Annotated in this window: 11 protein-coding genes; 8 read left to right on the plus strand and 3 right to left on the minus strand. The window is 41.6% G+C overall.

Translation table 11 applies throughout. The features are described from left to right. Positions 1-180: 180 nt before the first annotated feature. Positions 181-1383, minus strand: coding sequence for a DNA-processing protein DprA (gene dprA, locus P375_RS04265; RefSeq protein ID WP_039134768.1), 1203 nt, complete (start codon positions 1381-1383; stop codon positions 181-183). A gap of 200 nt (positions 1384-1583) precedes the next feature. Here dprA and def point away from each other — a divergent pair, with 200 nt between their 5' ends. Continuing rightward, a complete protein-coding gene (gene def, locus P375_RS04270) occupies positions 1584-2099 on the plus strand; it encodes a peptide deformylase (protein WP_018345499.1) in 516 nt (171 codons plus the stop codon). 215 nt (positions 2100-2314) lie between these two features. On the opposite strand, the gene P375_RS11965 is transcribed toward def, so the two are convergent. Next, positions 2315-4222 carry an SEL1-like repeat protein gene (locus P375_RS11965; RefSeq protein ID WP_052121790.1) on the minus strand — a complete coding sequence of 636 codons (1908 nt, stop codon included), beginning with the start codon at positions 4220-4222 and terminating at the stop codon, positions 2315-2317. A gap of 95 nt (positions 4223-4317) precedes the next feature. Then, complete coding sequence (gene narQ, locus P375_RS04280) at positions 4318-6021, minus strand: nitrate/nitrite two-component system sensor histidine kinase NarQ (RefSeq protein WP_245176418.1); 1704 nt, start codon at positions 6019-6021, stop codon at positions 4318-4320. Positions 6022-6246: 225 nt separating this feature from the next. Here narQ and napF point away from each other — a divergent pair, with 225 nt between their 5' ends. The 7 genes from napF to P375_RS04315 are packed head-to-tail and all read left to right on the plus strand — an operon-like array spanning position 6247 to position 12282. Next, positions 6247-6756, plus strand: coding sequence for a ferredoxin-type protein NapF (napF, locus tag P375_RS04285; RefSeq protein ID WP_018345501.1), 510 nt, complete (start codon positions 6247-6249; stop codon positions 6754-6756). A 3-nt stretch (positions 6757-6759) separates the two neighbouring features. After that, positions 6760-7035, plus strand: a complete 276-nt coding sequence (locus P375_RS04290; RefSeq protein WP_013746041.1) for a chaperone NapD — start codon at positions 6760-6762, stop codon at positions 7033-7035. A 21-nt stretch (positions 7036-7056) separates the two neighbouring features. Then, positions 7057-9534, plus strand: a complete 2478-nt coding sequence (gene napA, locus P375_RS04295) for a nitrate reductase catalytic subunit NapA (protein ID WP_039134776.1) — start codon at positions 7057-7059, stop codon at positions 9532-9534. Between the two features lie 27 nt (positions 9535-9561). After that, positions 9562-10317, plus strand: coding sequence for a ferredoxin-type protein NapG (gene napG / locus P375_RS04300; protein ID WP_013746043.1), 756 nt, complete (start codon positions 9562-9564; stop codon positions 10315-10317). Beyond that, entirely contained in the window at positions 10317-11180 is an 864-nt protein-coding gene (gene napH, locus P375_RS04305) for a quinol dehydrogenase ferredoxin subunit NapH (protein ID WP_018345504.1), read from the plus strand. The genes napG and napH overlap by 1 nt, the downstream gene beginning before the upstream one ends. Positions 11181-11183: 3 nt before the next feature. Beyond that, positions 11184-11654 (plus strand): nitrate reductase cytochrome c-type subunit, encoded by a 471-nt coding sequence (locus tag P375_RS04310; RefSeq protein WP_039134779.1) that lies wholly within the window; start codon positions 11184-11186, stop codon positions 11652-11654. A 10-nt stretch (positions 11655-11664) separates the two neighbouring features. Continuing rightward, positions 11665-12282, plus strand: coding sequence for a cytochrome c3 family protein (locus P375_RS04315; protein ID WP_039082664.1), 618 nt, complete (start codon positions 11665-11667; stop codon positions 12280-12282). Positions 12283-12313: the final 31 nt, after the last annotated feature.

A 12313-nucleotide genomic window follows, 5' to 3' on the forward strand; every position in this document is an offset into this window, starting at 1 on the left:
TAATCTACTACAGCCCCTAAAATTTTATTCAAAATGCAGTCTTATTACCTTTATTTATCAGATAAAAAGTCTTGTTTCTTTTCTGGATCTTCGTCATTAGTTTAAAGTACTTTGAAAAATGTAGTACCTATTTCTGTTTATAAAAATAGTGAATATCGTGAAGTTAATTTATTCAATGAATTAGACGATATTTTTAATATAACCGCCTTGAATCTGTTGCACTGCACCGAGAATTTCCAGTTCCAATAGATCGGTAAGAATTTGATTGATAGGGCGATTTAATGCAGTCGAAAGTTCATCCGGTGAAATCGCAGTTGCACTGTTTAATTGTTGCATTAATGCTTGATGTTGTGGCGGAATATCAAGTTTGATCATCGCTTTTTTGTTGATGGTCGGCGGCGTGTAACCAGATTTTGCTTGTGGCGATATTGTGATCGTGTTTTGTGCAGTAGCACGATTGCCGGTTGGCGTTGGTGTTTGCGCTGCTATTGCTGGTGTAAACGGCATTAATGATGAAATTTGCGGTGTTAGAATTTCCAACACATCCTGTGCATTTTCAATTAACCACGCTCCCTGTTTAATTAAATAGTGGCAACCTTGGCTTAACGGATTGTCCAACGCACCCGGTACAGCGAACACTTCACGATTCTGTTCCAGTGCCAGCCGAGCGGTGATCAATGAACCACTTTTTTGCGAGGCTTCGATGACGATAGTGCCGAACGAGAGGCCGCTGATAATACGGTTTCGGCGTGGAAAATTTTCGGCAATGGGTGGCGTGTCGGGAAACAGTTCCGACAGCAATGCACCGTTGTTTTCCAGAATCTGTTGTGCCAATTTTTTGTGGCGAGCCGGATAGAGTTGATCCAAGCCGCTGCCCAAAACAGCAACGGTTTTGCCGTGATTATCCAAAGCGGCACGATGACAAATGCCATCAATGCCTAAGGCTAAACCGCTGTTAATGGTGATGCCGCTATGTGCCAGTTCGCCGGCGATGGTTTGGGCGTAATGTTCGCCATAAGGTGAACAATAGCGACTGCCTACCATAGCGATTTGTGGCGAAGAGAGCACATCAATGTTACCTTTTACAAACAGCAATGGTGGTGCGGAGCGAGTTTGTTTCAACAAGAATGGGTAACTGTGATCAAAATAGTGCAGAATATGATTTCCTGCCTGTTGCTGCCAATTTAGAATGGAGTCAATAATTGCTTGTTGCGGCGAGTACCAAGCTTGAATTTGCGCAGTGTTCCAACCGATTTGGCTGAGTGTTTGTCGATCGTAGCTGAGCAGCGTATCTAGTGAGATTTGTTCAAGCAGTTGTTGAATTTTGATAGCACCGAATTGCGGCAGCAGTGCTAAACGTAAAAGTGTGGTTACTGTTTGCATAGCGGAAAACGATTGAAAAAGTCGAAAACAGATTGAAAAAAAGGCACTTTACCCCATTAATAGCCGTTGTCAGTGTTGAGTTTGAAAAAGTGCGAAGCGGATCGCAGATTAAAAATAAATCCGCTTTTTGCGGTAGAATTGGGTGTGTTAATTATTGAAAAAATCAGTAAAATGCAAGGTTTTGAAAAAAGGAAGAGCGTATGGCGATATTAGATGTGTTATGTTTTCCCGATGAGCGTTTAAGAACGGTGGCAGCACCGGTGGAAAAGGTGGACGATGAAATTCGGGAATTTATCGATAATATGTTTGAAACAATGTATGAACAAGAAGGGATTGGTTTAGCGGCAACGCAGGTTAACCGTCATCAACGTATTATCACGATTGATGTTGAGGGCGATAAAAGCAATCAACTTGTTCTGATTAATCCGGAAATTGTCGAGAGTGACGGCGAAACCGGGATTGAAGAGGGCTGTTTATCAGTACCCGGCTTTAGAGGTTTGGTGCCACGTAAAGAGAAAGTTACGGTTAAAGCGTTGGATCGCAACGGTGAGCCGTTTACATTGGAAGCAAGCGATCTGTTGGCAATCTGTATTCAGCACGAAATCGATCATTTAAACGGTGTGATGTTTGTTGATTATCTTTCTCCACTGAAACGCAACCGCATTAAAGATAAGCTGGTGAAATATAAAAAACAGCTGGAACGTGCGCATAAATAACGATAAAAAATCTCGCCTAAGTGCGAGATTTTTTATGCTTCTGTTTTTAAATTTTCTCTAGCTTTTCAAAGACTCATATTCTTTTGTTCAAGTAATATTTATCTATAGAATGCTTTATTAATGGATGATAGATTTATCATCCATTAATTACTGCTGAAAGTGCCAAGTTATTAAGTAAATAGGTTCTGCTAAGTCTATGATATTTTATCGTAGGTTTATTTGTTTAATAATTCTAATGACGCTTTACCTATTGTATTACCTTGATCGGCACTTAGCTTATAATAATATCTAGCTTTTTGGTAATCTTGAGGCACTCCCTTTCCCAATTCGTAAAGTGTTCCTAACGACCATTGAGCGTCACTATTACCTTGATTAGCACTAAGTTCATAATAGTATTTAGCTTTTTGGTAATCTTGAGTCACGCCTAATCCCAAGGCGTAAAGATTACCTAACCGCCATTGAGCCTTACTATTACCTTGATTAGCACTAAGTTCATAATAGTATTTAGCTTTTTGGTAATCTTGAGGCACTCCCAATCCAGAGTGGTAAAGCATTCCTAAGCCCACTTGAGCCATACTATTACCTTGATTAGCACTAAGTTCATAATAGTATTTGGCTTTTTGATAATCTTGAGGCACTCCCTTTCCCAACTCGTAAAGTATTCCTAACCGCCATTGAGCGTCACTATTACCTTGGTTAGCACTAAGTTCATAATAGTATTTAGCTTTTTGGTAATCTTCAGGCACTCCCATTCCCAAGTAGTAAAGTATTCCTAACCGCCATTGAGCGTCACTATTACCTTGATTGGCGCTAAGTTCGTAATAGTATTTGGCTTTTTGATAATCTTGAGGCACTCCCAATCCAAACTGGTAAAGTGTTCCTAACGCCCATTGAGCGTCACTATTACCCTGATTAGCACTAAGTTCATAATAGTATTTAGCTTTTTGGTAATCTTGAGGCACTCCCTTTCCCAAGTTGTAAAGTATTCCTAACCGCCATTGAGCGTCACTATTACCTTGGTTAGCACTAAGTTCATAATAGTATTTAGCTTTTTGATAATCTTGAGGCACTCCCATTCCCAACTCGTAAAGATTACCTAACATCCATTGAGCATCACTATTACCTTGATTAGCACTAAGTTCATAATAGTATTTAGCTTTTTGATAATCTTGAGGCACTCCCTTTCCAAAGTTGTAAAGCATTCCTAACCGCCACTGTACTTCACTGTTATTTGAATTTTCAGCGGCTAAACAAGGTTTTGCTGCTAGTTCTAGTGTATTAAGTGGTTTATTACTATCATAGGAATCTATACAGGTCTTAATATTGTTGTTAAATATATTAGTAGTTAATAGGCCACTTTCATTTAAGTTAATCAACGTGAATAAGGTAAGGTTTATAATGATAAAAGCGTGAGTTGCTATGCGACCATATTTGGGGGGAGTTGTTTTTTCAACAAAAGTATTTAGCCATTTATCATAAAATAGATGAGGTATAGTTTCTTTTTGAATAAAAAAACTAAGAACATAAATTAGAAATGGTAATCCACCATAACCTATAAAGGGGAGTAAAGACAACGTTAAAATAGGCCTGTCACTTTTTTTTTCAATAGCAAGGATAGCAAGTGTGAGTGCCAAGAAAATTCCGGCAAATATAAACAATAATATGGATTTAATTAAAATTCTAAATAGATATTTTTTGAGAGATATTGGTTGGTTATATTTGTTTTTTAGAGTAATACCTAGTAAGAAACCAAAAATACCTTGCTTTTTATAATGATAAAATAATGGTCTAATAAGAAGAATAGGAATACAAGGAAAAAATACTATATATATTAGTGTTTCAGTGTCCTTAATAGCTCCATTATTAATAATAGAGATAAGTGCAGGAATTATTCCTATAAAGTATAACCAAGGATTCAAAAACAGTTCTGCACTGAGAGCAAGAAAACGGTCACGTAAAGTAACGTTATTTATAGCAAATGCTGGATTATAATGAGATGATTCGTTTTTTTGTGAAGATTGTGAAGATGACGTGGCGTTAGCTGGACTATTTTGCATTTTACCGCAGTAGCCACAATAAGTTTGGTCTTCATTGATTTGATGTCCACAATAACGACAATACATAAATAAGCTCCTGTTAGTTAATAAGCATAAAAGAAAAAGAGTATAATATTTTATCGATATTTCTTTTTCAATAATATTACTTAAAGCAATATTGATTACTCCGCCAAGGTATCCGCCAATAAAATTTTGACTTCCGTACCGCCGGTCGGGCGGCGTTGAATGGTTAAAGTCGCATTCAGTTGTGCGGTGCGTTCTTGCATAATATTTAAGCCGTAATGTCCCTCCGGTTCATCCAAAGAAGGAATGCCGATACCATTATCGGCAACGATAATTTCATTTTCGCCGTCTTGATTGGTATGTGCGATCACCTCAATTAAGGTCGCTTGAGAATGTTTAATCGCATTCAGTAACGCTTCGCGCACAACTTGCAACGCGTGTACCAACTGTTGTGCCGTGAAAATTTGTGACGGCAATGAGCATTCCAGTGTAATTTGCGCATCGCTTTGATTGCGTAATGATTCAATCACCTGTTCCAACGCCAATTTGAGGTTGGCTTCCTGAATGGTTAAGCGGAAAGTGGAAAGCAGTTCGCGCAGCTGCACATAACCATCGTTAAGTGCTTGTTCAAAATCGGCGATAATTTTAAAACTCTTCTCTTTGGCTTGCGGATCGCTGCTTTTTAAGGCGTGTTTCAACAATGTGAGCTGAATTTGTAAAAATGCCAACACCTGCGCCAACGAATCGTGCAATTCTCTGGCGATAATTGAGCGTTCTTCCATTAATACCAACTGTTGTTGTTGACGTTGCGTTTGGATAAAGTAAATTGCGCGTCCCAGCATTTGTGCAACACTTTGCATTAGGCGTAAATCGGGACAAGGTAAACCTGCCTGCCAGCGTAAACAGGAAAGGAGTTTGCCGTTGACGCTGATTTTTTGCTCTTGCCACGGATAATTGTCTTCCGCTTTGCCCGATGAGAGATCAAGATGTTCCGCACCGTAAACAATCAGTTCGATATAACGCAAATGTTCGCTGGCACGAATTTCGGCGATCACTTCGGTTAATTGATTGTAATCCAGATCGATGTGGGTAATTTTTTGCGAAGTATGAAACAACATTGAGAGTGTGCGATTTAATTGGCTTAGTTTTTTTGTTTTTTCGCTCACTTTTTCTTCTAAGAACCAGTAAAGTTTCTGTAACTCACTTGCCATTTTGGTGAAAGTTTCAGAAAGCGTGCCGAGTTCGTTCGGTTTGTCCACATCCAACGGAATATGTTTAAAATGTCCGGTTTGCACTTGTGTGCTTGCCTGCACCAATTTTTCGATTGGGTTCAGCACTTCACGCTTCATATACCACAGCATATAAGAACCGATCACCAAAATCGTGATAATGGAGAAGATACTAATCAGTATCGCCATAATAATTTTGCGTTCGGAGAAATGTTGCAATTCGGCGACAAAATCATCCACTTTGGCAACATATTGATCGACTTGGGCTTGATATTGATTAATTTGTTGTTGGCGCACAAAACTGCTCATCTGCTGCCAATTATTGACCACATTTTGATAAGCAGCTTTGACGTTAGCCGGCACAAAGTAGCTGTTTTGTAGATCATTTAAGGTTTTTTCCTGTAAAGTTTGCGTATATTGCTGCAAATTGTGCGCAACTGTATCTTGCTCGTGTTCCATTTGGTAAATCAGGCGATAAGCCTGCATACGCAGTGAACCGGCTAAATTGATCGCTTCCGCATCACTTTGGCTACTGATCAACAGTGCAAATACTAAGGAAATACAAAAACTTGCCAATAAAATAATGCCGATTAAATATTTCGCTACACGGGTTAAAACCGAATATTTCGCCACGTTTTTCTCCAAATTCTTAACAGTAAGGCAGGCATTTTACTCCAGCCGCAATATTGTGGCGATAACCTACCACGGTTTTTGTGAAAAAAGAGATGATCATTGTTTTGATTTATCTCAAGAAAAAAGCAAAAAAACATAATATACCTCATAGCGGTTACTGACTTGCGGTAGTTTATTTCGATAATAATCATTGGTTAATTAATCGTTAGAAAGCTTGCGTCCATTATGCAAAATATAGATTTATCTCGGCGAAAATTCCTTAGCGGCAAGATTCGTGAAGCCACAACGGTAGTCAATAAAAAAACGATTTTACCGCCGTGGGCGGACAGCGAGATATTTTTTCAACAGTGCACTCAATGCGGAGATTGCATTGCGCAGTGTGAAACGCAAGTGTTAATCAAGGATGAACGCGGTTTTCCGCAGGTTTCTTTTCAACAAGCGGAATGCACATTTTGTCAGAAATGTGTTGAAGCCTGTCAACAGCCGATATTTCGACCGACCACAACCGAAGCGTGGCAACATAAAATTTCAATAGCGGATAATTGTTTAACCAATAAACAGGTTGAGTGCCGTAGTTGTCAGGATAGTTGTGAGTGGCGAGCGATTTTTTTTAAACCGATGTTAGGAAAAGTTGCCCAGCCACAATTGGATTTGCAAAGTTGTAATGGTTGTGGTGCTTGTGTAGCGGCTTGTCCGGTGCAGGCAATTTCAATGTTAGTACAGAATCAGATATAGAAAATGACTGAAAATATTTCTATGGAAAATGCCCAAGAGTGGCACGTATGCGGTGTGGTGGTGCAAGGTCGTCCGGAAAAACTGGATCAGATTTCTGCCGCGTTGTTAGCAGTTCCGCATACTGAAATACACGGTTCCGATCCGAAGTTGGGAAAATTAGTGGTAGTAATGCAGTCACATAACCAACGGATTTTATTGGAAAATATGGAGAACGCGCGCAATATTGACGGCGTAATCAATGTTTCTTTGGTCTATCATCAACAGGACTTAGGCGAGTGATTTTTTAGTGGGGAGATGATGATGAATTTAAGTCGACGCGATTTTATGAAAGCCAATGCGGCAACAGCAGCCGCAGCGGCGATCGGTATGACAATTCCTATCAAAAATGTTGAAGCGGCAGATACTTCAATCAGATGGGAAAAAGGGGTATGTCGTTTCTGTGGTACCGGATGCGGCGTATTAGTGGGAACACAAAACGGGCGTGTTGTGGCATCACAAGGCGATCCGGATGCGGAAGTAAACCGTGGTTTAAACTGTATTAAAGGTTACTTCTTGCCGAAAATTATGTACGGAAAAGACCGTTTAACTCAACCAATGTTGAGAATGAAAGACGGTAAATATGCCAAAGATGGTGAATTCCAACCGGTCAGTTGGGATGTTGCTTTTAAAACAATGGCAGAGAAATTTAAAGTAGCGATGGCGAAAAATGGTAAAAACGCTGTCGGTTGTTTCACTTCCGGACAATCTACCATTTGGGAAGGTTACGCTTTAAATAAATTATTTAAAGCCGGTTTGCGCTCCAACAATGTTGACCCGAACGCACGTCACTGTATGGCTTCTGCAGCGGTTGCCTTTATGCGTACTTTCGGTATTGATGAACCTATGGGTTGTTATAACGATATCGAACAGGCGGATGTCATGGTGCTTTGGGGCTCAAATATGGCGGAAATGCACCCTATTTTGTGGTCACGTATTTCCGACCGTCGTTTATCCAATCCGGATTGCAAGATTGCCGTACTTTCTACTTTTGAACATCGCAGTTTTGAATTAGCGGATTATGGTTTGGTATTTACTCCGCAATCTGACTTGGCAATTTTGAACTATATCGCTAACTACATCATTCAAAATAATGCAGTCAATGAAGATTTTGTCAGCAAACACGCCGTTTTCAAAAAAGCAGCGACCGATATCGGTTATGGTTTGCGCCCAACTGATCCGCGTGAAAAAGCAGCGAAAAATCCGGGCAGCGACAAAATGGAAAACTTCACTTTTGAAGAATTCAAAGCATTTGTTTCCGAATATACATTAGAGAAAGCGCACGAACTTAGTGGTGTGGATAAAGGCTTATTGGAAGAATTGGCGAAAATTTATGCCGATCCGAATAAGAAAGTGGTCTCTTTCTGGACAATGGGCTTTAACCAACATACACGTGGCGTGTGGGTAAACCAAATGATGTACAACGTGCATCTGTTAACCGGCAAGATCTCTAAACCGGGTTGTGGGCCGTTCTCGTTAACCGGTCAGCCTTCCGCTTGTGGTACAGCGCGTGAAGTGGGAACTTTCGCTCACCGTTTGCCGGCGGATTTAGTGGTCACCAATCCTAAACATCGTGAACACACAGAACAACTTTGGAAGATTCCGGCTGGTGTTATTTCCGATAAAGTCGGTTATCACGCGGTGCTACAGGATCGTATGCTCAAAGATCGTAAGATGAATGTGCTTTGGGTAATGTGTAATAACAATATGCAGGCTGGGCCGAACATCAATCAGGAGCGTTTGCCTGGTTGGCGTGATCCGGAAAACTTTATTATTGTTTCCGACCCATATCCGACATTAAGTGCGATTTCTGCCGATTTGATGTTGCCAACCTCAATGTGGGTAGAAAAAGAGGGGGCTTACGGTAATGCGGAGCGCCGTACTCAATTCTGGCATCAGATGGTGAAAGGGCCGGGTGAATCTAAATCCGACTTGTGGCAATTAGTAGAATTTTCTAAATATTTCACCACTGATGAAATGTGGCCGGCAGAAATTTTAGAGAAAAATCCTGAGTTTAAAGGTAAAACACTTTATGAAGTGTTGTTTACCAACGGTCAAGTTAATAAATATCCGAACAGCGAAATCGGTGATCATCCGAATGATGAAGCGGAACATTTCGGTTATTACATCCAAAAAGGATTATTTGAAGAGTATGCCTCTTTCGGTCGTGGTCACGGTCACGATTTAGCACCGTTTGATATGTATCATAAAGCGCGCGGTTTACGTTGGCCGGTGGTTGACGGTAAAGAAACATTATGGCGTTACCGTGAAGGCTATGATCCATATGTTAAAGCCGGTGAAGAAGTCAGCTTCTATGGTAAACCGGACAAACGTGCCGTCATTCTTGCTGCACCTTATGAGCCACCTGCAGAAGTGCCGGATCAAGAATACGATCTATGGTTATCAACCGGTCGTGTGCTTGAACATTGGCATACCGGTACGATGACTCGCCGCGTGCCGGAATTGCATCGTGCCTTCCCGACCAACGTGCTTTATATGCACCCGTTGGATGCTAAAGATCGCGGCTTACGTCACGGTGATAAGGCAGTGATTGCATCCCGTCGTGGACAGATGGAAACTATTATTGATACTCGTGGACGCAATAAACCGCCAAGAGGCTTAGTGTTTACTACGTTCTTCGATCAAGGACAATTAACAAACTTGTTGACATTAGATGCGACTGACCCACTTTCTAAAGAAACTGACTTCAAGAAATGTGCGGTTAAAGTCACTAAAATCTAAACAACATTAAGTTTAGTTGGAACGGTAATGAAAAAAGAGCGTGTAATTACTCCGGAACGGCGACGTTTCTTAAAAGATGCCACCAAAACAGTTGGCGGATTGGCAAGTTTAGGCATTTTGCTTGGCTTGCCGCAAAAACAGAGCTTAGCGAAAGACGGCGTAGCGTTGCGTCCGCCGTTTGCGTTGAGTGATGAGAAACAGTTTACCGAAGCCTGTATCCGCTGCGGACAGTGTGTGCAGGCTTGCCCATACGATATGCTTTATTTAGCGTCGTGGGTTTCTGATTTACAGGCAGGAACTCCCTATTTTATTGCGCGTAAAAAACCGTGCGAAATGTGCGAGGATATTCCTTGTGCGAAAGCTTGCCCGAGTGGTGCATTGGATGCGAATGCCGATGATATTAATCAGGCAAGAATGGGGTTGGCGGTGCTGCTTGATCACGAAACCTGCCTTAACTGGCAAGGTTTACGCTGTGATGTTTGTTATCGTGTCTGCCCGTTAATCGATAAAGCGATTACGCTGGAAATGCAACATAACGAACGCACCGGCAAACACGCCTATCTCATTCCGACAGTGCATTCCGATGCCTGTACCGGCTGTGGTAAATGTGAAGAGGCTTGTGTGTTGGAAGAAGCGGCGATCAAAGTGTTGCCGATGCAGTTGGCAAAAGGGGTTCTCGGGCATCATTACCGTTTCGGTTGGCAAGAAAAAGATAAGGCAGGTCATTCGTTGTTTGAAGGCGAAACCATCAGTTTGCCGGTACGACAGCCGGAGGTGAAATAATGGCGAACTCACCAAAAGAGGCAGGAAAAGAGGCTCGACAAAAATTGGGTTGGTGGCACGCCAATCGCTTTTTGTTATTACGTCGTTTAAGCCAATTCAGTATCTTGGCGATGTTTTTGAGCGGACCGTTATTTAATGTTTGGATTTTAAAAGGCAATTACAGCGGCAGTCTGTTGCTGGATACCGTTCCTTTAACCGATCCGTTAATTACGTTGGAGAGTTTAGCCAGTGGTTTTCTACCGAGTTTGACGAGCTTAATCGGCGTTGTCATTGTGATTGCCTTTTATGCGATTGTCGGTAGTAAAGTGTTCTGCGGCTGGTGTTGCCCTTTGAATGTGGTCACCGACAGTGCGGCTTGGTTACGGCGCAAATTGGGCTGGCGACAAACATTAAAGCTTTCACGCAATTTACGTTATTGGCTGTTAGCCTTAATTTTAATTGGCAGTGCAATCAGCGGCACATTATTGTGGGAGTGGCTGAATCCGGTGGCAGCGTTAGGACGCGGCTTAATCTTTGGTTTCGGTGCCGGTATCTGGTTGATTGTGGCTGTATTTGTGTTTGATTTATTAGTGGTGGAACACGGTTGGTGCGGGCATTTATGTCCGATTGGCGCAACTTATGGCGTGATTGGTGCCAAAGGCATTATCCGCGTAAAAGTGATCGATCGGCAGCGTTGTGATAACTGTATGGATTGTTATAACGTCTGTCCTGAACCACAAGTTTTACGTTCACCATTACACGGTAAAAAAGACGAAAGCCAACTTGTGCTTTCCAAAGATTGTATCAGTTGCGGACGTTGTCTTGACGTATGTGCTGAAAATGTTTTTAAGTTTTCGACAAGATTTAATCCTTCTCAGGAGTGAAAAATGGTAAAAAAAATCAAAGTATTCTCTGCCGCCGGTTTGTTGTTGGCGAGCTTATTCTCTGTATCGGTACTTGCTGCAGAAGAAAATCCCAATAATGTTCCTTTAGAAAAAGAGGGTATTCCTATGGCAAATGCGGCAGAAAATGTTGCACCAGCAGTGCATAATGTGCCGAAAGAACAGAATGCACCGGCATTAAATTATGTGAATCAGCCGCCGCTTATTCCACATAGTGTTACCGGTATGCAAGTGACTAAAAATGTGAACCAATGTTTAAATTGCCACAGTGCGGAAAATTCTCGTATTACCGGGGCAACTCGTATCAGCCCGACGCACTTTATGTCGCGTGACGGTGCGATTTCACCGAACGCATCTCCAAGACGTTATTTCTGTTTGCAGTGCCACGTGCCACAAACAGATGCTAAAGCGATTGTGCCTAATGAATTTAAACCGTTGCCGGGTTACGGACAATAAGAGGTAAACTATGACAACAGAAAAAAAACCGAATATTATCAAGCGTTTTTGGAAATGGTTTAGAAGCCCGAGCAAAATTGCAGTCGGTACGTTGTTAGTGGTGGCGTTTATTGCCGGTATCGTTTCTTGGGTCGGATTTAACTATTCACTTGAGCAGACCAACACTGAGGAGTTCTGTGCAAGCTGCCATACCAACGATGTCTATCCGGAATATTTGCATACCGCGCACTATCAAAACCGTAGCGGTGTCAGTGCAAGTTGTCCTGATTGCCACGTTCCGCACGAATTTATTCCGAAAATTGTGCGTAAAATTAAAGCGGCACGTGAGGTTTATGCCTATTATATGGGTTACACCGACACGTTGGAAAAATTTAATCAGCGTCGTGCGCATATGGCAGAACGTGAATGGGAGCGTATGAAAGCCAACAATTCACAGGAATGCCGTAACTGTCATAAATTTGACCGTATGGACTTCTCTCAACAAAAATCAGTGGCTGCCAGAATGCACGAATTGGCGATTAAAGAAAATCGTACTTGTATCGATTGTCACAAAGGTATTGCGCACCAACTTCCTGATATGAAAGGCTTGCCGCCGACATTCAGTAATGTGAAAGAAGAGAATAAATAAGCATTAGGTGCTTGGTGGAAAAAAGGAATGG

It is taken from the genome of Gallibacterium genomosp. 2 (assembly GCF_000771895.1).
GTDB lineage: Bacteria > Pseudomonadota > Gammaproteobacteria > Enterobacterales > Pasteurellaceae > Gallibacterium.

Bases quoted from the DNA above. Each gene is read 5' to 3' on its own strand.
- dprA (WP_039134768.1), bottom strand. From the start codon at position 1,383: ATGCAAACAGTAACCACACTTTTACGTTTAGCACTGCTGCCGCAATTC.
- def (WP_018345499.1), top strand. From the start codon at position 1,584: ATGGCGATATTAGATGTGTTATGTTTTCCCGATGAGCGTTTAAGAACG.
- P375_RS11965 (WP_052121790.1), bottom strand. From the start codon at position 4,222: ATGTATTGTCGTTATTGTGGACATCAAATCAATGAAGACCAAACTTAT.
- napF (WP_018345501.1), top strand. From the start codon at position 6,247: ATGCAAAATATAGATTTATCTCGGCGAAAATTCCTTAGCGGCAAGATT.
- P375_RS04290 (WP_013746041.1), top strand. From the start codon at position 6,760: ATGACTGAAAATATTTCTATGGAAAATGCCCAAGAGTGGCACGTATGC.
- napA (WP_039134776.1), top strand. From the start codon at position 7,057: ATGAATTTAAGTCGACGCGATTTTATGAAAGCCAATGCGGCAACAGCA.
- napG (WP_013746043.1), top strand. From the start codon at position 9,562: ATGAAAAAAGAGCGTGTAATTACTCCGGAACGGCGACGTTTCTTAAAA.
- napH (WP_018345504.1), top strand. From the start codon at position 10,317: ATGGCGAACTCACCAAAAGAGGCAGGAAAAGAGGCTCGACAAAAATTG.
- P375_RS04310 (WP_039134779.1), top strand. From the start codon at position 11,184: ATGGTAAAAAAAATCAAAGTATTCTCTGCCGCCGGTTTGTTGTTGGCG.
- P375_RS04315 (WP_039082664.1), top strand. From the start codon at position 11,665: ATGACAACAGAAAAAAAACCGAATATTATCAAGCGTTTTTGGAAATGG.